We start from the raw sequence: 22,619 nt of genomic DNA, 5'->3' as shown, positions 1-22,619 counted from the left end.
TTCATCGCCATGGCGGCCGCTCTCGCGGTCGCCGTGTTCGTGCCGGCGAGCTATTGGTTCGGCGCGGTTCACTACGAGTCCGAGCGGGCGATGTTCACGGCGAGTCTCAGCGCGGTTCGCGTCGCCAAATACGTCTATGCGAACCCCAAGCTGTGGCAGTACCAGAAGGTTCGAATCGAAGAACTCATCGATCTCGACCGGATACCCATTCCCGCGCCCCATCAGGCGGTCTTCGATGCGATGGGGCGGCCGTTGGTCGAGGTCGGAACGCTGCCGGCCTACCCGCGACTGGTCCGCGGGGCGCCGATCGAAGTGGCGGGTCAAGTGGTGGGTCGGGTCGACGTGTCCTTCCCGCTGCAGCCGCTGATCGATCGGTTGGCGTTGATTGCCCTGCTGAGCGGCCTCACCGGGATCGTCACCTATGGTGCGGTTCGGGTTCTGCCGCTCAGGGCGCTCGATCGGGCGCTCGCGCAACTGCGCTCGGCCAATGACGAGATCACGCTCGCCAACACCCTGCTGCAGCAACGCACCCAACAACTCGTCGAGGCCCAGCGCATCGGGCGGCTCGGTGCCTGGAGTCGCCGGTTCGAGACGCAGGTGCTGGAGTGGTCCGACGAAGTCTTCGACCTGCTCGGCTACGAACGGGAGGCCTTTCTCCCGACCCGGCGCGCTGTGCTCGATCTCTACGTCGGCGACGGCGCGAAACGCATTCTCGACGCCCAGGCCGAGGTGATGCGGACCGGGCGCGCCGCCGCCGTCGACGTCAAGATGCGCCGCGGCGACGGTTCGGTCGGTGATTTCGCGATCATCCTCAAGCTGCTCTTCGACGAGCGGGGCCGCACCGTCGGTCTGCGCGGGACCGTTCAGGACATCACAGAGCGGAAATCGGCCGAAGATCGCCTGGCGCAACTCGCCTATCACGATCCGCTCACCGGCCTCGCCAACCGCGCGCTGTTTCAGCGCAATCTCGACGAGGTTCTGACCCGCTGCCGGGCGGGCGGGATTCCGGGGGCGCTGCTGCTCCTCGATCTCGACCGGTTCAAGGACGTCAACGACGCGCTCGGCCATTCGACCGGTGACGAGTTGCTCGGCAAGATCGCCCATCTGATCTCGCGCCTGCTCGGCCCCGACCATTTCGTGGCGCGGCTCGGCGGCGACGAATTCGCGGTGCTGATCCAGGACGATGCGGTGCTCGCGACGGCCGAGCCGCTGGCCCGCCGCATCATCGCGGCGCTCAGCGTACCGATGCGGCTCAGCCGCGCCGAAGTCTCGGTCGGCGCCAGCATCGGCATCGCGCTCATTCCCGAGCACGGGACCACGGCGACGGACCTGCTGCGCAACGCCGATCTCGCCCTCTATCGGGCAAAGGAAGCCGGGCGCGGGCGCTGCGCCACCTTCGATCCGATGATGAACGACGAGATTCAACACAAGACCACCTTGGCCCGCGATCTGCGTTGTGCGCTCGCCGGCGAAGGCGGACTGGCGGTCCACTATCAGCCGCAGATCGATCTCGCGACCGGGCGGGTGTGCGGCTTCGAGGCGCTGGCGCGGTGGACCCATCCGCGTCTCGGCAACGTGCCGCCGATCGAGTTCATCCGGGTGGCCGAGAGTTCGCATCTGATCTGCGATCTCGGGACCTGGATCCTGCGGGAGGCGGCAGGTCAGGCCAAAGCCTGGCTCGCGGCCGGCGAGCCCGCCTGCAAGGTCTCCGTCAACGTTTCGGCGGCGCAGATCTGGGCTTCGGACTTCGCCGCCGACGTCGCCCGGGTGCTCGCCGAGACCGGGCTGCCGCCGCATCTCCTGTGCCTGGAACTGACCGAGAGCCTGCTCGCCGATCACGAGGAGGGCCGGGTGCTGGCGGCGCTGCAGTCCCTGAAGCGGCAGGGGGTGATGTTGTCGCTCGACGATTTCGGGACCGGCTATTCCTCGCTCGGCTATCTCACCCAGCTTCCCTTCGACACGCTGAAGATCGATCGCGTCTTCATCGACGGCATCGCCGAATCCAGCCGCTCGCGCGAGCTCCTGCGCGGCATCGTCGCGCTCGGTCACGGTCTCGGTCTGAACCTGGTCGGGGAGGGGGCGGAGAAGGCCGAGGAGGTGGCGATTCTCCGCGATCTGGGTTGCGACGAGGTCCAGGGCTTCGTCTTCGCGCGTCCGACGATCGCCGCGGAGGCGTTGGCCTATGCGCATCGCTGCGCGCGGGCGGCGGAGCGCGGGGGCGAGGGCGGCGCGACCGCCGACCGCGCCGGCGCGGTGCCGGCCGACCTCGCGGGTGCGGCGACGGCCCACGGCGTGGGCGAGGCGAAGCCGGACCCGACCTTTGCGGAGAGCGGCGCTGGCGTAGGCTCGGCGGGGCGGCCGGCGGCGGCGATCGGCCTGTACAAGGCCCGCTGAAATCCGCTACAGAGGGCGCGTCGGGCCGGTCGACGAGACGCGGATTCCGGGGCGGAATTCGTCATGGAGATCCGCCGCGCCCGGCTCGAAGCGTTCGCGCGGGCCCCGTAGCTCAGGGGATAGAGCGACAGCCTTCTAAGCTGTTGGTCGCAGGTTCGAATCCTGCCGGGGTCGCCAACGATTTCAATGACTTGGAAGGGTATCCTCATTTACGGTTGGGAAGCGGTTTTTCCCGACTGAATCACGTTTTCCCGACCTTTCGTTTCTCCGCACGCAATCCAGCCAATTCCTGAGACGAAACGACGTTCTCGCCCCGCCTGTAGCGCTGCGTGATTTTCGACGTCGTGTGGCCAGCCATGCGCTGCAACTCGCCGAGCGTGGCGCCGGCCTCATCACCTTCGGAGACCGCCCCGGCCCGGCTGTCGCGGTTCCAGACCTCCTTCGGGATGCCGGCCGCGTCCGCGATCTTCCGCCACGTCTTCGCGAAGATCCCCGGGCTGTAGGGCTGCCCGGTGGCCTCGCTCACGATCACGGCGCCGATTCGCTCAGCCGGCGTGACGGCGCGTTGACCTCTGGACACTGGCCTCAGTTGGATGAAGAAGGTGGATTACAGCTTCGCGCGCCGAGGGGGTCTCATGTCCGACGTCGATCTCGCACCTCTCGCCGGCATCGAAGCGCGGCTCAGGCGTCACGGCGCGTGGTTCGCCGATCGCGGCCTCGATCTTTCCCGCGCCACCGCCCGCGCCGACGCGACGACCGCGATCGCCGCGCATTTTCCCACCTTCGAACGGGTCCGCGACGTGGCGACCGGCTGTGTCGCCGGGCCGCTCGCGGGGCCTGCGGAGGTCGCGCTCGCCCGGCAACTGGTCGCCTGCGGCGTGCTCGTGGTCGACGGCGGCGGGGTGTTCTCGCCCTCGGCGGAGGCCGATCGCTATTTGCGCGGCGGCTGGCTCGAGGAACACTTGGGGCTCTGTGCGCTCGCCGCCGGCGCCGACGAGGTGCGGATCGGCCAGAAGCTCGGCTGGATCGCCCAGGGCTTCGAAGGCGAGAACGAGATCGACACCATCGCCCGCTTCGCCGATCGCCTGGTGTTCGTCTCGGCCAAGGCGCTGCGCTCGCGCCTCGACGACGGCGGCCCCCGCCATCGCGCCCGGTTGATGGAGGCCCTCCAGGAGGCCGACAATCTGATCGACCACTTCGGCGAGGCGACCTCCGCCGTCGCCCTGGTGGTCACCACCGATCTGTGGGACGAGCGCCGCGGCGAGCCGCGCTACGAGCAACTGCACGGCAAGGCGGCGGCCCTCGGCGTGGCGCTGGTGCCGCTCGAATGGATCGATCGCGAGCGGCTGGTGGCCCGGCTCGCCGAGCTCGGCGCCGGGCGGGGGAGGGGGCGATGAGCGAGCGCGGCCGCGAATTCGCCGATCTCGCCTACACGGTGATCGTCGCCGAGAAGCGCTTTCCGCTGAAGCGGGTCGCCCTCGACATGGCGCTCGGTTCCGACGCGCTGCACGCCCGGCCGATCAACCGCACGGCTCTTTCCGCCGACGAAATCCGCCGGCTGATCCGCTGCTGATCGGCGCCTTCTTCATGGTGACCGTGGTGCTGCCCATCAATCCGATCATCGAAGGGCCGGGGAGCGATACGCTGGTTGCGGCGCGCGGCGCCCGCGAAGATCTCGATCAGATGTCGCTGCCGGGGAAGGCGACGCGCAGGTTGCGATGTGTGTGATGGTGCATCTGGCGCTCGGCTTCGGCCCGATCGCCGGCAATGATCGCCTCGACCACAGCCGTGTGCTCCTTCAGCGATTCGCCGATCTCGAGCTCGCGCACCAGGATCAACCGGCTCGAGATGTGATAGTAGCCACGCAGCGCCTGCAGGTTGCGGATCAGCACGAGATTGCCGGTGATCGCGTGGATGGCGGCGTGGAGCGCGTCGTTGGCGGCCGCCAGACGGCGGTCGTCGTTGGCGGCGGAGGCCGCATCGACCACCGTCATGCAGGCCCGCAGCGCCGCGATGTCGGCGTCGGTTCGGCGGCGCGCGGCGATGCCGGCGGCCACCGTCTCCAAAGCCGCCCGCATCAGGCCCATTTCCACCAGTCGTTCGACGGTGAACACCGTGACGAAGCTGCCGCTGCGCGGTCGCGCCTCGGCGAGCCCTTCGCTCTCCAGCCGTCGCAACGCCTCGCGCACCGGCTGCGGCGACACGCCGAGGGCCGCGGCCAGCGATCGTTCGGAGAGCTTGGCGCCGGCCGCCAGCCGCCCGTCGATGATCGCTTCGCGCAGCGACGCATAGGCACGGTCGGCCAGTGACGGGACGTCCTCGGAGACGATCGGGGAAATCAGATCTGCTGCCATCCACAATCTGCTATCTCGGAATGCACGGGGCGCCAAGAGGGGATTTCCGGATGGCGGCGGGTCGCCATGGTCGGGCGCGCCGGCGGTCGGACCGCCGCGGCGCAAGGCCGGCACGAGCCCCTCGGGATCGCCCGAGACATCTGATGTCTACCAGCGGTCGCCGGACGAGCATGGCTCGGCACGACCGAAAGAGAGCTTCCGGCTACGCACCATCACGGATCGAACGAAGGCTGACGGCCGGCGCAGACCCTTGGATATGCGTGACAATCTCGGTGGCGACGGTCAATTCGGCGGCAATCGGTGAGTTCGTCGAAATGAAATAGCACATTGCAAATCTCGAAGCTTGTCGGCATGCTCCCGAATGTCATCAGACGACTGACGCCGACGATCCGCCGATCGACCGCCTGCCCCGACCCGCGACGACTCCGACCGCTCCGGCGGTCGGGCGCCATCGCGCGGCGCCGACGACCGATCCCCGGACCGCCGGAGCGACCGACCGATGGACGGCGCGCTCGGCGAGGTCCCGCCGGACGCACCCGTGCATCCGATGGCGATCGCACCGGCAAAGAGAGACGCGCGCAGCCGTCCGATCCCGCGAGGAGGAACGAACGCATGGCATCGCAGAAGATCGCACTCGTCACCGGCGCCGGGTCGGGAATCGGCAGATCGAGTTCCCTCGCCCTGGCGAAGGCCGGTTTCGCCGTGGTGCTCGCCGGCCGACGCGCCGAGGCGCTCGCCGCCGTCGCCGCCGAGATCGAAGCGGCCGGCGGCACCGCCTTGCCGGTGGCCACCGACGTCGCCGACGAGGCTTCGGTCGAGGCCCTGTTCGCCGCGGTCCGCGATCGCTTCGGCCGTCTCGACGTGCTGTTCAACAATGCCGGCCGCAATGCCGGCGCGACGCCGCTCGACGACTATCCGCTCGACCTGTGGGACAAGGTGGTCGCGACCAACCTGACCGGCGTCTTCCTGTGCACCCGCGCCGCCTTCCGCCTGATGAAGGCGCAGACGCCGCAGGGCGGCCGGATCATCAACAACGGCTCGATTTCGGCCCATGCACCGCGGCCGAACGCCCTCGCCTATACCGCGACCAAACATGCGATCACCGGCGTGACCAAGCAGGTCGCCCTGGACGGCCGCGCCTTCGACATCGTCTGCGGCCAGATCGACATCGGCAATGCCGCGACCGAACTGACCGAGCGGATGACCAAGGGAGTGCTCCAGCCCGACGGCCGGATGATCCCGGAAGACCGGGTCGACGTCGGCATCGTCGCCGACGCCGTGGTCCACATGGCGAGCCTGCCGCTCGAAGCCAACATCCTGTTCCTGACGGTGATGGCCGCCAAGATGCCCTTCGTCGGACGCGGCTGACGCCGTCGCCCGCTGCCCCGTTACGATTCCCGCACGATTTCCTCCGGCGCCGCCGACATGGCGCCGGACCGCCGATCCCTGCCCGAAAATCCCGCCAGATACGAAGCGGACGACCCAGCCGCTCGACCGGCACCAAGACGTATGGAGGATACGCGATGACCGAGACGATCCCCGCCGCCCGAACGGTGGCGCCGACTGCCGCATCACCATCGGCCAAACCGACCCGTATTCGCTACTTCATTCTCGCGTTGCTGCTGATCGCCACGATCCTGAACTACGTCGACCGGACCAATCTGGGGATCGCCGCGCCGTTCCTGAGCAAGGATCTCGGACTCGACAAGGCCCAGATGGGACAGATCTTCGCCGCCTTCAGTCTGACCTATGCCTTCGCGCTGGTTCCGGGCGGCATCATCGCCGACGTGCTCGGCTCGCGGATCGCCTATGCCTTCGCGCTCACCACCTGGTCGATCGCCACCCTGACCCAGGGCTTCGCCAACGGCTTCAACATGCTGTTCGGGTCGCGTCTGGCGATCGGGGCGCTCGAATCGCCGGCGTTTCCCGCCAACGCCCGCGCCGTGACCATGTGGTTCCCGACCGGCGAGCGCGGCTTCGCCACCAGCGTCTACATCACCGGCCAGTACATCGGCACACCGCTGTTCGCCGGCCTGCTGCTGTGGCTCGCCAACGACTTCGGCTGGCGCTCGGTGTTCTTCACCACCGGCTTCGGCGGCCTGGCGCTCGGCCTCGCCTGGTACTTCCTCTACCGCGACCCGCTCGACCATCCGGCCGCCAACGCCGCCGAGATCGACGAGATCCGCGCCGGCGGCGGCCTCGTCGGCAAGAAGGAACGCGACGCCTTCGAATGGCGCAAGGCGATCAAGCTCCTCACCTATCGCCCGGTCCTGGCGATCTGCCTCGGCAAGTACTGCAACAACTCGATCCTGATCTTCTTCACCACCTGGTTCATGACCTATCTGGTCGAAGCCCGCCACATGACGATGATCAAGGTCGGCATCTTCCAGGCGCTGCCCTTCCTCGGCGCGACCGCCGGCATCCTGCTCGCCGGCTTCTTCTCCGACTTCTTCATCCGCCGCGGCTACTCGATGTCGGCGGCCCGCAAGGCCCCGCTGATCATCGGCACGGTGCTCGCCTCGTCGATCGTGCTGGTCAATTTCGTCGAGTCCGACGTGGTGGTGATCGCCGTCCTCACCGTGTCGTTCTTCGCCCAGGGCGTCGCCTCGTCGTCGTGGGCCGCGGTGTCGGAGATCGCGCCGCGCCAGTACATCGGCCTGACCAGCGGCGTCACCAGCCTCGCCGCCAACCTCGCCGGCATCACGACCCCGATCCTGATCGGCTACATCCTCCACTACACCGGCGAATTCTATTGGGCGCTCAACATCATGGGCGGCGTCTGCCTGATCGGGGCGTTCTCCTATTCGTTCCTGCTCGGACCGCTCTATCGCATCGAGATGGACTGACCCCCTCCACGCCCCACACCGAGACGGAGAAGTTCTCGTGAAGAAACCGACGGTATTGCAGATCGGCTCGATGACCGATCGCTTCAACCAGCGCATGGCCGAGACCTGGAAGGCCCATCCGTTGTGGACCGAGGCGGATCCCGCCGCCTTCCTCGCCGAGAACGGCGCGAAGTTCGACGTCGTCGCCACCTCGGCGCGCTACGGCTGCCGCGAAGCCCAGATGAAGCTGCTGCCCAACCTCGCGGCGATCTGCAGCTTCGGCGTCGGCTATGACGCGATCGACGTCGACGTCGCCAAGGGGCGCTCGATCCAGGTCAGCAACACCCCGAACGTCCTCAACGACTGCGTCGCCGATCTCGCCATGGGCCTGATCATCGACGTCGCCCGGCGGATGTCGCAGACCGACCGCTTCGTGCGGGAAGGCAAGTGGCTGAGCGGAGCTCCGCCGCTGGGCACCCAGGTGTTCCGCAAGAAGCTCGGCATCGTCGGCCTTGGCCGGATCGGTCGGGCGGTGGTGCAGCGCGCCTCGGGTTTCGAGATGCAGATCGGCTACAGCGATCCGATCCGCGACCACCGCGTCCACTACCACTACGAGCCGACCGCCGAGGGGTTGGCCGAATGGGCCGACTTCCTGGTGCTGACCTGCATCGGCGGGCCGGCGACCAAGGGTCTCGTCTCGCGGCGGGTGCTCGAGGCGCTCGGGCCGACGGGCTATCTGATCAACGTCTCGCGCGGCTCGGTGGTCGACGAACCGGCGCTGGTCGAGGCGGTGACCAAAGGCACCATCGCCGGCGCGGCGCTCGACGTCTATGCGAGCGAGCCCAACGTACCGGCCGAGCTGATCGCCAGTCCGAACGTCGTGGTGTTGCCGCACATCGCCAGCGGCACCGCCGAGACCCGTCTCGCCATGGAAGAGCTGGTCTTCCAGAACCTCGCCGCCTTCGCCGAGACCGGCGAAGTGATCAACCGCGTCTGACGCCGATCGAAGCGACCGCCGGCCGCCCCCTCTCGCGCCGGCGAGAGGGGCGACGGATCGCGCCGACCGTCCCCGTCTTCACCCGAGTCCTCCAGGAGAGTCCCATGCCGGAAACCCGTGCCGTCGCCGCCGCCGTCGAGGCGTTGCGCAAGGCCACCGTCGAGGGGGACGGCGCCGTCCTCCGCCGCCTGTTCACCGACGAAGTCAGCTTCGGCCATTCGAACGGCAAGATCGATCGCAAGGCCGATCTCCTCGCCACTCTCGACGGCAAGGTCGCCTTCCGCTCGATCGTCCAGTCCGACCAGGTGATCGAGGTGGTCGGCGCCAATGCCGTCGTCCGTCACGTCTTCGACGGCGAACGCCTGCGCCCCGACGGCGGCGTCAACGTCAACCACCTGACGGTCCTCCAGGTCTGGGTGAAGCAGGGCGGCGACTGGCGCCTCCTCGCCCGCCACGCCTCGACGCTGGCCGCCTGAATCGACGCCGGCCCGGCCATGGTCGGGCCGGCGATCGCCGCCCGTCGGGTCGATCCGGATCCCGACGTCCCCGCGACCCTCGATGGGAGGCCCCGGCGCATGACCGGCTACACCTGGGACCACGTTCAACTGCGCAGTGCCGCGCCCGAAGACACCGCCGCCTGGTTCGCGCGCCACTTCGGCGCCGAAATCCTGAGCGGCCCCGGCCGCCTGACCATCCGCCTCGACGGCGTCGACATCTTCGTCGCGCGGGTCACGCAAGGCGACGGCGTCCTGCCGCCGCCGGCCCACCCGCACCGTGGTCTCGACCATTTCGGTCTGGTCGTGCCGGATCTCGACGCGGCGGTGGCCGAGCTGACCGGCGCCGGCGTCGAACTCGCCGAACCGGTGAAGACGCTCCGGCCGGGCGTGCGGGGATGCTACGTCCTCGGCCCCGACGGGATCTGGATCGAACTCCTCGAGCGGAAGACCGGCTGACGGGCGAAGGGTCGGTCGATCGCCACCGTCACCGCGAGAGGGGCGGCGGGCCGACGACGGGGAGGGGTTTCGAAGCCGTGCCCTTCGCGATGTCGTCCTGCATGTAGCGCAGAAAATTGCCGACCAGCGGCATGTTCGAAAACGCCGGGGTCCAGATCATCCACGAGTTTCGTCCGAACGGTCGCCCATCGGTGTAGTCGAGCGGGCGGCAGAAGAGGTCGGTCGAGCGGGCGAGGAAGTGCGGCGACAGGAAGATCGCATAGCCGAGGCCGTTGGCCACCATTTCCAGGCAAGTCTCGCCGTGGTTGGCGCGCATGCCGATCAGCGGCGGGCGGGAAAACCGATCGTGCCACCAGCCGTCGAGCAGGCGCAGCGCGAAAGGGTCGCTCAAATAGGCGATCTGCGGCGTCTTCGGCAGATCCGCGAGCGCGATCTCGTCGCGATTCACCAGCACGGCCTGGTCGGTACTGACCAGGGTCCGCTCGAAGTCGCCTTCGAGATCGCCGCGGATGAAGCCGACGTGGATCTCGTCGTCGTGCAATCGCTCAACGATGCGCCCGCTGATGTCCGTGACGATGTCGAATTCGACCTCCGGGCAGATCGCCTTGTAGCGCTTCAGGCAGGACGGCAGCGTGTAGCGGGCGAAGGCGTTGGTCATCCCGAGCTTGATGGTGCCGGCCCGGCCGTCGCCGATCCGCAGCAGGTTCTTGCGGATTTCGGCGAAACGGGCGAGGACGTCGGCGGCTTCGCGGGCGACATATTCGCCCTCCGGCGTGAACGAGACCCCCTTCGGCGTCCGCACCACCAGCCGCACCCCCAGTTCGCTCTCGATCGCCTGGAGCTTCTTCGTCAGGTTCGGCTGGCTCATGAACAGCCGATCGGCGGCGCGGGTGATGTTGCCGGTCCGCTTCAGTTCGATGACGATCTTCCAGTTGCTCTCGTCCACGGGCCCATCCTTCGCGGGCGACACCCCGGTCGAAACAGTCTCCATTCAATTTTTGAATGGCAAGCGATACAGGATCACAATTTTACAGGGTCGGCAAGTTCTCCTATCATCGACTCAAGCAAATAGTTCTGTGCACACGACAAGCACAGCGCGGGCATGCGTCGCGAGCGGCCGTGCTCCTGGGGGATTCGCAAAGATACACCACCGACTTCGACCATCGACATGACGCGCCACCTGCGGTGCGACGGCGAACCTGTGCGCCAACGGAGAGACTTGCATGATCTACCACCACCTCTACAAGAAATTCTCCAACCGAAAGCTCGTCCGGGTGGGGATCATCGGCGCCGGCAATTACGGCACCGCGATCGTCACACAGGATCCGCACACGCCGCTGATGCGCGTCGTGGTGGTCGCCGACCTGTCGCTCGAGGCGGCCCGTGGCGCCTATGCGAAAGCCGGCTTCGATCCGGCCGACATCGTCTATTGCGCGACGACCGAGGAGGCGGCGGCGGAAATCGAACGCGGCAAGCGCGTCTATACCGACAAGTGCGAAATCGTGGCGCGGATCGGCAGCGTCGACGTGGTCTGTGAGGCCACCGGGATCCCGGAAGCGAGCGTCGTCTATGCGCTCGACGCGATCGCCAACCACAAGCACGTCGCGATGATCACCAAGGACACCGACGCCAGCGTCGGACCGATCCTGAAGACAATCGCGACCGAGGCGGGCGTCGTCTACACGCCGGTCGACGGCGACCAGCACGGCCTGCTGATCCAGCTCCACGAATGGGCGAAGACGGTCGGACTGACGGTGCTCTCCGGCGGCAAGGCGACCGACGGCGAATTCATCTGGGACGCCGCCGCCGGCACCGTCACGATCAAGACCGACAAGAAGATCCACGCGCCTTCCGTCGAGACCGTGACGGTCGCCCCCGAGGATCGGCCCTATCTCGGCCTGATCCCCGAGGGGCGGGCGGCGGAATTCATCGCCCACCGCAAGGCGATCCTGGCGAAGCTGCCGCAGCCCGGCTCCTACGACCTCTGCGAAATGACGGTGGCGGCGAACTACACCGGGCTCGCCCCGGCAGTCGACACCCTGGTCCACGCGCCGCTCCGCATCACCGAGATCCCGATCGCCTATTGCGCCACGGCCAACGGCGGCGTCTTCGCCGGCGAAGGCGTCGTCGATCTCGCGACCTGTCTGCGCGCGCCGGAGGAATCGGGGCTCGGCGGCGGCGTGTTCCTGGTGGTGCGCTGCGACAACGCCTATTCCAACCACGTCCTGACCACCAAGGGACAGATCGCCAACTACGACGCCACCGCCGCGGTGATCTACCGCCCCTATCACCTCTGCGGCGTCGAGACCTCGACCACCATCCTGGTCGCCGGACTGCTCGGCCTCGACACCGCGTCGGACGATTTCCGGCCGCGCTGGGATCTGATCAAGGTGGCGACGCACGACATCCGGGCCGGCGAGATCTTCGGCAACGACCACAGTCCGCAGACCACCGCCCGCATCGTCGCGGCCCTGCCGATCGCGCCCGGCAATGCCGCCGCCGCCCACCTGCTGACCGGCAACCGCGCCGCGGTGGACATCCCGGCCGGCACCCCCATCACCTACGCCATGGTCGAAGAACCGGCGGGCTCGGTGCTGTGGGCGCTGCGCCGGCGCCAGGACGCGACGTTCCTGGCCTGAGACGACGGTCACGAAATCAATCAAGAAAACTTCCGAAGAAAATTCTGGGAGAGAAACATGCTGATCACCTTCCTGGCATGGGCGACGGTCTTCGTCTTCATGTCGCTCATTCTCACCAAGAAGATGCACCCCTTCGTGGCGATCGTCCTGATCCCCATCCTGTTTGCGGCGGTCGGCGCGCTGCTCGGGCTCTATCAGGTCCCGACCGCCAAGACCCTGAAGATCGCCGCCGACAGCCTGACCCTCTGGGATCAGTTCAAGGTCCTGGGGCTGTGGGTCAAGGCGGGACTGACCAAGACGTCGGGAACGGCCTTCATGCTGTTCTTCGCCATCCTGTTCTTCTCGCTGATGCTGAACGTCGGTCTGTTCGATCCGCTGACCAAGAAGGTGGTGCAACTCGCCAAGGGCGATCCGCTCAAGGTGTTGGTGGCGACCAGCGTGTTGGCGACCGTCGTGTCGCTCAGCGGCGACGGGACCACCACCACCCTGATCTGCTGCAGCGCGCTGATCCCGGTCTATCAGAAGCTGCATCTCAAGATGATGCATCTCGGCATGCTGCTGATCCTGCAGAACACCATTCTCAACCTGCTGCCGTGGAGCGGACCGACCGCGCGGGTCATCGCGGTCATCGACGGCATCGACGTCCCGGCGCTGCTCAACGCCCTGCTGCCGGGCATGATCCTGGCCAGCCTGTTCGTCACCGCCGGGTCCTACTGGCTGGGCCTCGCCGAGCGTCGCCGCCTCGGCATCCGCAGCCTGAGCGATGCCGACATCGCCCAGATCTTCGCGACCAGCACCAGCGAGGAAGAGGCCCTGAAGCGGCCGAATCACGCGGCGATCAACGCCGTCCTCACGGCGGCGGCGCTGTTCCTGCTGATCCAGGGCACCTTCGACCCGGTGTTCATCTTCATCGTCGGCACGGTGCTGGCGCTGGTCGTCAACTACCGCACGCTGAAGGAGCAGAAGGACCGGATCTACGCCAATTCCGGCGAGGTTCTGACCACCGTGATCATGGTGATCGGCGCCGGCGTGTTCATGGGCCTGTTCACCAACTCCGGCATGTCCGACGCCATGGCCGGCAGTCTGGTCAGCGTGGTGCCGCAATCCTTCGGGCGCTTCTGGGGCCTGATCGTCGTTCTGATCTCGGCGCCGGGCGGCTTCTTCCTGTCGAACGACGCCTTCTTCTACGGCGTGCTGCCGGTCCTGGTGCAGGCGGGCAAGCTCTACGGCTTCTCGCCGTTCGAGATCGGCTTCGCCTCGCTGCTCGGCCAGGCCTTCCACATGCTGAGCCCGCTCACCGCCTTCATCTATCTGCTGCTCAGCATGACCGGCCTGGACATGGGCGAGTGGCAGAAGGCCTGCTTCGGCTGGACGCTGGTGATCTTCGCGATCTTCGTGTCGACGGCGGTCGTGCTGGGCGTGGTGCCGCTCTATCGCTGAGCGCGGCGCGAGACCGCGGGTGGGAGCCGTCCCACCCGCGCGACAGAGACGAGAGGAGCATCGCCGATGACCGAGACGCAGCACCCAATCGCCGTGATCAGTGTGACCCTGAACGCGGTGGCGCCGATGATGCTGGCCTTCCGCGAGGCGCCGACCGACATCGCCTGGCGCATCCGGCACACCCTCGACGAGGGACTGCAGGCCACGGTCACCGCCCGCGGCGGGGTCGACCACCACGGCCTGTGCCGGATGATCGGCCTCATCGAACGGGCGGTCGACGACGGGGCGCAAGCCGTGCTTCTGACCTGCACCGTGTTCTCGCCGCATCTGGCGACGCTGCAGCGGCTGTTTCCGGTGCCGATCGTCGCCGCCGACCTCGCCATGCTGGAAGCCGCGGCGAAGCTCCGGCGACGCACCGCGATCCTCTGTACCTTCCCGGCGTCGCTGGCGACCTCCGAAGCGATGTTCCGCGCCGCGGCCGCGGCTCTCGGCCTCACCGCCGACGTCGAGGTGGCCCTCGTCGACGGCGCCCTCGCGGCGCTCTCCGCCGGCGACCGGGCCCGCCACGACGATCTGGTCGCGGCAGCGGCGCGACGGCTGGCCGCCGACTTCCAGGTCATCGTCCTGGCGCAGATGTCGATGGCGGCGGTGGCCGAGCGCTTGTCGGACGTCCCGGTGCCGGTGCTGACCAGCCCGGCCTGCGCCGTGGCCGCGCTCCGGGCGGCGATCACGCACCGGCCGACGGACGCCTGAGACCGCCGTCGATCGAAGACGAATGGGAGACCCTCATGAACCCGAAAGCCGGGCCCCGCGCCCGCAAATTCGACGGTGGATCGTCATGTTGCTAGGCGTCATTGCGGACGATTTCACCGGGGCGAGCGACATCGCCGACACCATCGCCAAGGGCCTGCCCGGACGCGGCGGACTGAAGACCGCCCAGTTCCTCGGCGTGCCGGCCGGGCCGGCGCGCGACGGGATCGAAGCCGGCGTGGTGGCGCTGAAGAGCCGTTCGATCGCCGCGGGCGAGGCGGTCGCGCAGTCGCTTGCGGCGCTCGATTGGCTCCGCGCCCAGGGGTGCCGGCAGTTCGTGTTCAAATACTGCTCGACCTTCGATTCGACGCCCGAGGGCAACATCGGCCCAGTGGCCGAGGCGCTGGCCGAAGCGCTCGGGGTGACCGGCGTGGTCGCCTGTCCGGCGTTTCCGACCGTCGGGCGCACCGTCTATCAGGGGCATCTGTTCGTGAAGGACCGGCTGCTGAGCGAGTCGGGGCTGGAGCACCATCCGATCAATCCGATGACCGATCCGGATCTCCGCCGCTGGCTGGCGCGTCAGGCGCGCCGGCCGGTCGGGCTGGTGCCGTGGCAGACGTCGCGGGCCGGACCCGGTGCCCTGCGCGCCGCGCTCGACGCCGCAGCGGCGCGCGGCGAGACGCTGGTGATCGTCGACGCAATCGACGATGCCGATCTCCTGACCATCGCCGAAGCCTGCCGCGACGATCGCCTGATCACCGGCGGCTCGGGCGTGGCCCTCGGCCTCGCCGACGGCTTCATCCGGCGCGGCCTCACCGTGGGAGGGGCACCGACGGTGCCGGGGGTGCCCGGTCGCGGTGCGATCCTCGCCGGGAGCTGTTCCGGCGCGACGCGGGGCCAGATCGATCGCCACATCGCCACGCATGCGTCCCTCGCCATCGACGTCGACGCGGTGATGGCGGGGCGGACCACCGCCGACGACGTCGCGGCCTTTCTGCTCACCGTCCCCGACGCGGCCCCGCTCGCCTATTCCTCGGCGACGCCCGAGGCGGTGCGGGCGCTGCAGGACCGCCATGGGCGCGAGCGGGTTTCGGCGGCGCTCGACGGACTGTTCGCCGAAACCGCGGTGAAACTCGTCGCCGGCGGCCTTCGGCGTCTGGTGGTGGCCGGCGGCGAGACCTCGGGGGCGGTGGTCTCGGCGCTCGATCTCGGCGCTCTGACGATCGGCGGCGAGATCGATCCCGGCGTGCCGGTGTTGGTGTCGGACGGCACCGACCCGGTGGCGCTGGCGCTCAAGTCCGGCAATTTCGGCGCTCCGGACTTCTTCGAAAAAGCCCTGCTGCGGCTGGAGGGACGGTCATGACCGAAGCGCAATTGCGCGATGACTTGGTACGGCTGGCGAAGTCGTTGTTCGAGCGCGGCTTCTCGGTGGGATCGGCCGGCAACATCAGCGTCCGGGTCGCGGACGGGCTGTTGATCACGCCGACCAACTCCTGTCTCGGCTTCCTCGACGCCGACCGGATCAGCAAGCTCGACCGCGACGGACGGCACGTCGCCGGCGACCCGCCGTCGAAGGAGGTGTTTCTGCATCGCGCCTTCTACGAGACCCGACCAGCGACCGGAGCGGTGGTGCATCTGCATTCGACCGGGGCGACGGCCCTGTCCTGCCTCGCCGACGTCGATGCCGACGACTGCATCCCGCCGCTGACGCCCTATGTCGTGATGCGGGTCGGGACGGTGAAACTCCTGCCCTATTTCCGCCCCGGCGACGCCTCGGCCGGAGACCTGATCCGCGGACTGAACGGGGCGCACGCCGCCGTGCTGCTGGCCAATCACGGGCCGGTGGTGGCGGGCGCCGATCTGCGCTCGACGGTCCAGGCCGCCGAAGAACTCGAGGAAACCGCGAAGCTTCTGGTGCTGCTGCAGGGCCAGAGGGTCCGGCTGCTGTCGGCCGACCAGGTCCAGGCTCTGCGAGGCGCCTTCGGCGGGCCGCCGACTCCGTAGCCGTCCGGCGGTCGCGGATCGCTTCGCCGACCATCGCCGCCTTCGACATCGAGACCGACCACAGACCGGACCGACGCGGCCCGGCCGGACGTCGTCGCGCGCCGACGGTCGCTCAGCGGAGCGACGCCGGTCGAACTCAACGGGAAGAAAACTGTGTTTTCCTTCGATCTCTTGTCGACGGAGCTGGCGGCGCTCGCCCAGGTCCTGTTCATCAACGTGGTTCTCTCCGGCGACAACGCCATCGTCGTCGGCATGGCCGCGGCCGGGGTCGATGCGAAGATCCGCCGCAAGGTGATCCTCTGGGGGATCGGTGGCGCCGTGGTGCTGCGCATCGGTTTCTCGATCGTCGCTACCCGGCTGTTGGAGGTCGTCGGGTTGACGCTCGCCGGTGGCGTGCTGTTGCTCTGGGTGTCGTGGAAGATGTTCCGGGAGATCCGCGCCGACGCACGGGCGGAGCGGGAGGCGGGCGAGGCGGTCGAGGCGGCCTTCGGGTCCGGGTCCTGCGACGCCGCACCGGCGGCGCCCGGCAAGACCTTCCGACAGGCGATGATCCAGATCATCGTCGCCGACCTGTCGATGTCGCTCGACAATGTGCTGGCGGTGGCCGGGGCTGCTCGGGAGCACGTCGGCGTGCTGATCATCGGCCTGTTGCTGTCGGTCGCATTGATGGGCACCGCCGCCAACCTGATCGCCGGCATCCTCACCCGCTTCCGCTGGATCGCCTGGATCGGGCTGGCGATGATCTTCTATGTCGCCGTCGACATGATCCACCGCGGTTCGCTCGAGGTCTGCACCGATCTCACCGGCGCGACCTGCCGGATCGGCGACCTCGCCGGTGTCGTCCAACGTCTGGCCGGAGGCTAGGTGACGGACCAAGTCCGCAAGCCGAGCGGGCCGTCGAGAGGATGGCGGCCGGGCGGTCGTCGGCCGGGAAATCCTCGCGACCGATGGCCGGTCGCCACGCAAAGCGGCGGGGAGCGTGACCTCGACCGATCACATCCTCCGAGCGCAGCCTCCCCTTGCCGGGGCAGGCGCATCCCAGAGATGGTGAGGATCGTCGCGCGATCGATCGCGACGGCCGGCATGTGCGCTCAACGGGGATGCGACGGATCACCACCAGCCGGGCCGATGCCGGAGAAGTCCGGGGTGGCGGGAAACTCGGGGAAGGGAATGTCGCCGCCGGTCGTCGCCGGACCACGCGGTGCGACCGGAACGGTGGCGCCGGCGAAGATTCGTTCGGGGTGGGTCAGGCCGGGGAAGGCGAAGACCAGCCCGAGCACCGCGGCCTGGGCGACCAGAAACGGCGCCAGGCGGCGCAGCGTCCAGCGCAAGGGCGGCGCATCGGGCATCAGACTGCGTGACAGCATCAGGGCATAGCCGATCGGCGGCGTCAGGAAGCTCAGTTCCAGGGTGAGCAGGATCAGAACCGAGACCCAGGCGGCGTCTTCGACGTGCACCAGGATCGCCGGCGCGACGATCGGCACGATCACGAAGATGATCTCGAAGGCGTCGAGGACGAAGGCCGAGAGACCGATGATCGCCAGACCGGCCGCGGCGATCCCGGTCGGGCCGCCGGGCAGATGCTCGAGCCAGCTCCCGACCAGACGATCGGTGCCGAGCACCCGCAACACCAGCGTGAAGGTCGTGGCCGCGGCGAGCAGGGCGAACAACACGCCGGTGGTCGCCAGGGTCTCGTCGAGGAGCCGGGGGAGTTCGCCGCCCCGGAGCCGTCCGCCCACCGCCGCCGCGACGAACAGCACCAGCGCCCCCATCGCCGCCGCTTCGACCGCGTAGAAGCGTCCCGTGGCGACGCCACCGAGCAACGCCACCAGAAAGGTCAACGCCGTCACCGTGACGGCGACGTCGCGGCGGCTGGGCGGCGACGCGACGGTGTCCACGGCCGCCCGGCGGCGTCCGAGGACCAGGGCGACGACGATCGCCGCCGTCAGAAACAGACCGGCCGGCAGCAGGGCGGCGCGGAAGATGTCGCGGTTGTTGACGATGAGATCGAAGCGGCCGGTGGCGTTGAGCGCGGCGGTGTGCGCGGAGAGCATGGCGTCGCCGAGCAGGATCAGCACCAACGACGGCGGCACCACCACGCCGAGGGTGCTCGCCACGGCGATCAGGGTCTGGCGGGTCGCCGGGTCGATGCCGCTGGCTTTCAGCCGTGGCGCCAGGGTCCGGGTCAAGGCGACGACGCTGGCCCCGACCGATCCGTTCATCGGACCCATCAGGGCGCCGAGGGCCAGGGCCGCGACCAGCGGGCGATTGTCGTGCCGGCCGGGCAGGGCGGCCATCAGGGTGACGAACACCGAATCGACGATCGGCAGCCGATCGATCAGCGCCCCCATCGCCACGTAGAGCGGGATCGCCTGGAGCAGGTCGTTGTCGAGCAGGCCGATCAGCCGCGACGGCAGGGCGGCGAAGACGTCGAACGAGCCGACGCCGCCGATCACCGCCGCCAGCGCGCCGATCACCGACGCGCCGACCAGCACGACATGGGCCGGCAGGCCGGTCGTGACCAGCGCCACCGCCACGCCGAGGAGCAGGAGGAGCCCGAGCGCCGCCATCAGGCGGCCCCGCGGCGCAGGTCGAGGACGCCCTGGATCGCCACCATCGCCGCCAGCAGGAGCAGCGCGGCCTTGACCACGAAGTAACCGGGATCGTCGGTGTCCTGAAACCGCTCCAGGCCGCCGATCGACATCACCACCGGCCGCCACGCCTTCCACAGAACGAACGCCGACCACGGCAGGGTCGCGGTGAGGATGGCGATCGCATGCAGCCGTCGGCGCAGACGATCGCCGTAGCGATGGGCGATGAGATCCGCGGACAGATGGCGGCCGGCCCGTGTCGCGGCGGTCATGGCGATCGCCACGTAGAGCGCGAAGACGCATTGACCGAGATCGTTGGCTTCCCGCGACCAGCGGCCGAGCCCTTCGCGCAGCGGCCATTGCAGAAAGAGCAGGAGCATGATCGGCAGCGCCAACCAGCGTCCGGCCGCGGCGAGCGCGCGGATCGTTCGATCGAGCCCGAGAACGATCTTGCCAACCATCCGACTCTCCCGCCGATCCTCGCGATGCCGTCGGGCGGACTATGGCGGGGATTCAGCGGATTCGTCCATGGCGACCCTCGATCGGTCTCGAACGCGGGTCGCGCGGCCGATGTGGATCGCGGTGAGAACAGGGGGTCGCATCGGCCACCGAACGTCGCCGGGGCGGCGAAGACCGGCTTCACGAAGACGTGTCCGACCGACGCCGTCGGCGCCCCCCGCCCGAGGCGCTGCCGGGCGATCAGCGCAGGATCGACGGCTCCGGTACGATCTCCACACGGTTGCCCATCGACCGATTGAACGTGACCGCACGAGTCTGGTCGCCGACGACGGATCCGCGATCGGCCTTGGGCAATGGACATTGAGCGACGACGTCGAGCCCGCGCCGTCGCTTTTCTTCGTCGACCAGTTGGTTCTCGATCGACAGGCGCGTCGCCCGGGTCGTGAACACGTCGGTCACGGCGACGTCGTGCCCGTCCGGTCCGGAGACGACACAGAACAGCCAGCCTTCGGCGCGAGCCGTGGCGATGGTCGCCGACTGGCCGAGGATCGTTGCCACGATGACGATCATCGCTGGGTGTCTCATCGAAACGCGCCTCGTTCGGGGGACAGTGTCGCAAATCTTCGGTAGCGGAGCGGTCGGTTTCGAAAGCCGCCGCCATTGGAAGTCTAAGGGGCTCACGTCGAAATCCGGTTTCTGACGCCGCGGAAATACCGTAGTTCCCATAAACGGTCGCGTAACGCCTGAAGAACGCCCCCCAACCCGACCTTCGGCCTGCGCCGGCGCCCAGCAGATCGCGACGGACCTTTCTCTCTCACCCGGCGCGGTGCGGCGTATGACTTCCCCCGACGAATGGAGACTCGCCATGAGCGACGCACCGCTGGAGCCCTACGAACACGCCGAGCACGCCCAACACGCCGCCCACGCCGGGGAACCCTTCATCATCAAGGTCACCGTGACGGTGGCCCTGCTCGCGGTGATCGCGGCGTCGGTCGGCAGTCTGGAGACCATGGAGAGCGGCCGGGCGATCGCCGCCAAGAACGACTCCGTCCTCCATCAGAACCGCGCCACCGACGCTTGGGCCTTCTTCCAGGCGCGCAGCATCAAGAAGAACCTCTACGAGGTCGCGGCGATCACCAATCCGGACAAGGCCGCCGAACTGACCAAGAAGGCGGCGCAATACGACGCCGAGAACGGCGCCATCCAGAAGAAGGCGGAGGGGCTCGAAGCGCAGTCGGAGGAGGCCCTGCAGGCCGCCGCCGAGCACGAGCACCGGCACCACACGCTCACCATCGCCGCCACCCTGCTCCACATCTCGATCGCCATCGCGACGATCGCCATCGTGGCACGCGGCCGCCGCTGGCCGTGGTACGTCTCGATCGCGATGGGGAGCGCCGGCAGCGCTCTGGCGGCCGCGGCCTATCTCGCCTGAGGTCGCCGATCCGCGGTCGATCGTCGATCGAAAGAGAACGAACCGTCGGTCGAGGCCACGGTCAGGGGAGGGGAGCCGCAGTGAACGACGTCTCGAAACATCGAATCCATGTCCTCGCCCGCAATCTCCGGCACCGGCCGCGCCTGCTCGTGTCGATCGCGGTCGGGCTCGTCGTGCTGGTGGGAATTGCCCTGGGCACGCCGTGGCGTGCGTCGACGCGGGCGCTGATCGCCTGGAACGCCGGCGCCGGCCTCTACGTGGTGCTCGCCTGGACGACCATGCTCCGCAGCGGCGCGGAACGCATGCGGGCCCGTTCCAAGCTGCACGACGAAGGCGGGATGGTCATTCTGATCGCGACGGCCTTCGCCGCGACGCTGAGCCTGATCGCCATCGTCGCGGAACTGGCGACGACCAAGGACGCGGTCGGGTGGTTGAAGACCGCGCATATCTCGCTCGGCGTGGTCACCCTGCTCAGTTCGTGGGTGTTCATCCACACGAGTTTCGCCTTCCACTATGCCCATGCCTACTATGCCGGCCTCATCCGCAATCACACCCCGTGCCTGGAATTTCCGAAGACGCCGGAGCCGCGCTACTCGGACTTCCTCTACTTCGCCTTCGTCATCGGGACGTCGGGGCAGACGGCCGACATCAGCTTCCTGACGACCGAAGCGCGGCAGCTCGGTCTGATCCACTGCGTGCTGTCCTTCATCTTCAATACGACGGTGCTCGCTCTGATGATCAACATCGCCGCCGGCCTCATATGAACGACACCGCTGCGCCTCGACGTGAGGTGACGTCCTCTCGGCCGACGGGATCCGAAAGGGATCGGGCCCGCCGATCGGTCATGGACCGACCTGTCGCATCTGCCACGACGAGTCCGAGACACAGGGGGCATCGTTCCCCCGGAGGCGGTTTGCAATTTCCACAGAACCCGATGGCCAGCCGAACGGACACAAGGATTTGAAGATGTTCTTTCGATTTCATCTTCCGCACGCGCATCTCCATTCCGTCTTCGGCGACGATTGGTTCGCGTTGAAAGCCGAGAAATTTGCGCGGTTCTTCGGAACTCCCGTGTTCCTCATCGGCCAGACGGTGATCGTGGCAGGCTGGATTCTGGCCAATGTCATCGGGTGGACCCAGTTCGACATCTACCCCTTCATCCTGTTGAATCTCGCCTTCAGTTTGCAGGCGGCCTATGCGGCTCCGCTCATCCTCTTGGCCCAGACCCGTCAGGCCGATCGCGACAAGGCCCATGCCGAGGCCGACGCCCAGCATCGCGAGGATATCGCTCATGCGAGCGACCAGCGCCAAGCACTGGCTGCGCAACAGACGACCATGCTCCTCGAACTGGTCAGACAGAACACCGCACTGACCGAGACGATCAAGGCGCTGACCGAACGGGTCGAGGCCCTGACCGTCGAGGTGCACCGGCACGTCACCGGTGCCGCCGAAAGCTCCGGCGCGATTGATGGTCGCGCGTGATCCGGGGGGCGGGCGTCTCCGGTAACGCCCGCCCAGTCGCCGGCCACGAGCCGCACGCTCGACCCGCGAAATTCCGGACGACGCGTTCGCCGCGAGGGTCGGAAATCCGGAACCCCAAACAGGCAAATTTCCGGACTTCCGGACATCGGTGATGCGCGATGCGAGCCTCCGCGGCGAATTCCCCTGTGTGGTCAGCCCGTCGCCGGTGACCTCGCGGACGGCACGTCGTTTGCGTGTTTCTGCGAATGCAGCGAACGCCGGGAGGTCCGATCTCTCCGGCGTCGTCGCAGAACTCCCGT

Annotated in this window: 23 protein-coding genes and 1 tRNA gene; 18 read left to right on the top strand and 6 right to left on the bottom strand. The window is 68.1% G+C overall.

Annotated elements, in window-relative coordinates; all coding sequences use genetic code 11:
* Nucleotides 1-9: 9 nt before the first annotated feature.
* Both EYW49_RS07810 and EYW49_RS07805 read left to right on the top strand, forming a co-directional pair.
* A complete protein-coding gene (locus tag EYW49_RS07810) occupies nt 10-2,394 on the top strand; it encodes a putative bifunctional diguanylate cyclase/phosphodiesterase (protein WP_131307923.1) in 2,385 nt (794 codons plus the stop codon).
* A gap of 101 nt (nt 2,395-2,495) precedes the next feature.
* Nucleotides 2,496-2,571, top strand: a tRNA-Arg gene (locus tag EYW49_RS07805).
* A 64-nt stretch (nt 2,572-2,635) separates the two neighbouring features.
* On the opposite strand, the gene EYW49_RS07800 is transcribed toward EYW49_RS07805, so the two are convergent.
* A complete protein-coding gene (locus EYW49_RS07800) occupies nt 2,636-2,926 on the bottom strand; it encodes a site-specific integrase (protein WP_131307921.1) in 291 nt (96 codons plus the stop codon).
* Nucleotides 2,927-3,029: 103 nt separating this feature from the next.
* Here EYW49_RS07800 and EYW49_RS07795 point away from each other — a divergent pair, with 103 nt between their 5' ends.
* Both EYW49_RS07795 and EYW49_RS07790 read left to right on the top strand, forming a co-directional pair.
* Nucleotides 3,030-3,791: a hypothetical protein gene (locus EYW49_RS07795; protein ID WP_131307919.1), complete on the top strand. Its 762-nt coding sequence runs from the start codon at nt 3,030-3,032 to the stop codon at nt 3,789-3,791.
* Nucleotides 3,788-3,967 carry a hypothetical protein gene (locus EYW49_RS07790; RefSeq protein ID WP_131307917.1) on the top strand — a complete coding sequence of 60 codons (180 nt, stop codon included), beginning with the start codon at nt 3,788-3,790 and terminating at the stop codon, nt 3,965-3,967. Before EYW49_RS07795 ends, EYW49_RS07790 begins: the two co-directional genes overlap by 4 nt.
* Before the next feature lie 106 nt (nt 3,968-4,073).
* On the opposite strand, the gene EYW49_RS07785 is transcribed toward EYW49_RS07790, so the two are convergent.
* Nucleotides 4,074-4,748 (bottom strand): GntR family transcriptional regulator, encoded by a 675-nt coding sequence (locus EYW49_RS07785; RefSeq protein WP_131307915.1) that lies wholly within the window; start codon nt 4,746-4,748, stop codon nt 4,074-4,076.
* 612 nt (nt 4,749-5,360) lie between these two features.
* On the opposite strand from EYW49_RS07785, the gene EYW49_RS07780 reads away from it, so the two are divergent.
* The 5 genes from EYW49_RS07780 (at nt 5,361) to EYW49_RS07760 (ending at nt 9,523) form a co-directional block, all read left to right on the top strand.
* Entirely contained in the window at nt 5,361-6,116 is a 756-nt protein-coding gene (locus EYW49_RS07780; protein ID WP_131307913.1) for an SDR family oxidoreductase, read from the top strand.
* A gap of 155 nt (nt 6,117-6,271) precedes the next feature.
* Nucleotides 6,272-7,594, top strand: a complete 1,323-nt coding sequence (locus EYW49_RS07775; protein ID WP_131307911.1) for an MFS transporter — start codon at nt 6,272-6,274, stop codon at nt 7,592-7,594.
* A 37-nt stretch (nt 7,595-7,631) separates the two neighbouring features.
* Nucleotides 7,632-8,570, top strand: coding sequence for a 2-hydroxyacid dehydrogenase (locus EYW49_RS07770; RefSeq protein WP_131307909.1), 939 nt, complete (start codon nt 7,632-7,634; stop codon nt 8,568-8,570).
* A 104-nt stretch (nt 8,571-8,674) separates the two neighbouring features.
* Nucleotides 8,675-9,046: a nuclear transport factor 2 family protein gene (locus EYW49_RS07765; protein WP_131307907.1), complete on the top strand. Its 372-nt coding sequence runs from the start codon at nt 8,675-8,677 to the stop codon at nt 9,044-9,046.
* Between the two features lie 99 nt (nt 9,047-9,145).
* Complete coding sequence (locus tag EYW49_RS07760; protein ID WP_131307905.1) at nt 9,146-9,523, top strand: VOC family protein; 378 nt, start codon at nt 9,146-9,148, stop codon at nt 9,521-9,523.
* A gap of 28 nt (nt 9,524-9,551) precedes the next feature.
* Here the strand turns inward: EYW49_RS07760 and EYW49_RS07755 are convergent, their stop codons facing one another.
* Complete coding sequence (locus tag EYW49_RS07755) at nt 9,552-10,469, bottom strand: LysR family transcriptional regulator (RefSeq protein ID WP_165498169.1); 918 nt, start codon at nt 10,467-10,469, stop codon at nt 9,552-9,554.
* Between the two features lie 277 nt (nt 10,470-10,746).
* Between EYW49_RS07755 and EYW49_RS07750 the strand changes: the two genes are divergently transcribed.
* The 6 genes from EYW49_RS07750 (at nt 10,747) to EYW49_RS07725 (ending at nt 17,220) form a co-directional block, all read left to right on the top strand.
* Nucleotides 10,747-12,162 (top strand): NAD(P)H-dependent oxidoreductase, encoded by a 1,416-nt coding sequence (locus tag EYW49_RS07750; RefSeq protein ID WP_131307901.1) that lies wholly within the window; start codon nt 10,747-10,749, stop codon nt 12,160-12,162.
* A 57-nt stretch (nt 12,163-12,219) separates the two neighbouring features.
* Entirely contained in the window at nt 12,220-13,602 is a 1,383-nt protein-coding gene (locus EYW49_RS07745) for a CitMHS family transporter (RefSeq protein ID WP_165498168.1), read from the top strand.
* A gap of 66 nt (nt 13,603-13,668) precedes the next feature.
* Nucleotides 13,669-14,355, top strand: a complete 687-nt coding sequence (locus EYW49_RS07740) for an aspartate/glutamate racemase family protein (RefSeq protein WP_131307899.1) — start codon at nt 13,669-13,671, stop codon at nt 14,353-14,355.
* 85 nt (nt 14,356-14,440) lie between these two features.
* Nucleotides 14,441-15,715 carry a 3-oxo-tetronate kinase gene (gene otnK / locus EYW49_RS07735; protein WP_131307897.1) on the top strand — a complete coding sequence of 425 codons (1,275 nt, stop codon included), beginning with the start codon at nt 14,441-14,443 and terminating at the stop codon, nt 15,713-15,715.
* Complete coding sequence (gene otnC, locus EYW49_RS07730) at nt 15,712-16,356, top strand: 3-oxo-tetronate 4-phosphate decarboxylase (RefSeq protein ID WP_131307895.1); 645 nt, start codon at nt 15,712-15,714, stop codon at nt 16,354-16,356. The genes otnK and otnC overlap by 4 nt, the downstream gene beginning before the upstream one ends.
* Before the next feature lie 153 nt (nt 16,357-16,509).
* On the top strand, nt 16,510-17,220 hold the full coding sequence (locus EYW49_RS07725) for a TerC family protein (RefSeq protein ID WP_131307893.1): 711 nt from the start codon (nt 16,510-16,512) through the stop codon (nt 17,218-17,220).
* A 227-nt stretch (nt 17,221-17,447) separates the two neighbouring features.
* Here EYW49_RS07725 and EYW49_RS07720 read toward each other — a convergent pair whose 3' ends face one another.
* From EYW49_RS07720 to EYW49_RS07710, 3 genes are all read right to left on the bottom strand, one after another.
* Entirely contained in the window at nt 17,448-18,926 is a 1,479-nt protein-coding gene (locus EYW49_RS07720) for a TRAP transporter large permease subunit (protein ID WP_131307891.1), read from the bottom strand.
* The gene (locus EYW49_RS07715) at nt 18,926-19,408 is read right to left on the bottom strand and encodes a TRAP transporter small permease subunit (protein ID WP_131307889.1); all 483 of its coding nucleotides are present in this window, start codon (nt 19,406-19,408) and stop codon (nt 18,926-18,928) included. Before EYW49_RS07715 ends, EYW49_RS07720 begins: the two co-directional genes overlap by 1 nt.
* 238 nt (nt 19,409-19,646) lie before the next feature.
* Entirely contained in the window at nt 19,647-19,991 is a 345-nt protein-coding gene (locus EYW49_RS07710; protein WP_131307887.1) for a hypothetical protein, read from the bottom strand.
* Nucleotides 19,992-20,271: 280 nt separating this feature from the next.
* On the opposite strand from EYW49_RS07710, the gene EYW49_RS07705 reads away from it, so the two are divergent.
* From EYW49_RS07705 to EYW49_RS07695, 3 genes are all read left to right on the top strand, one after another.
* Entirely contained in the window at nt 20,272-20,838 is a 567-nt protein-coding gene (locus tag EYW49_RS07705) for a DUF4337 family protein (RefSeq protein ID WP_131307885.1), read from the top strand.
* 80 nt (nt 20,839-20,918) lie between these two features.
* The gene (locus EYW49_RS07700) at nt 20,919-21,602 is read left to right on the top strand and encodes a DUF1345 domain-containing protein (protein WP_131307884.1); all 684 of its coding nucleotides are present in this window, start codon (nt 20,919-20,921) and stop codon (nt 21,600-21,602) included.
* A 202-nt stretch (nt 21,603-21,804) separates the two neighbouring features.
* Complete coding sequence (locus tag EYW49_RS07695) at nt 21,805-22,320, top strand: DUF1003 domain-containing protein (RefSeq protein ID WP_131307882.1); 516 nt, start codon at nt 21,805-21,807, stop codon at nt 22,318-22,320.
* Nucleotides 22,321-22,619: the final 299 nt, after the last annotated feature.

The sequence above is a fragment of the Siculibacillus lacustris genome (assembly GCF_004328075.1).
GTDB classification, from domain to species: Bacteria; Pseudomonadota; Alphaproteobacteria; order Rhizobiales; family Ancalomicrobiaceae; genus Siculibacillus; species Siculibacillus lacustris.
This window is presented reverse-complemented; position numbering and strand designations above follow the sequence as displayed.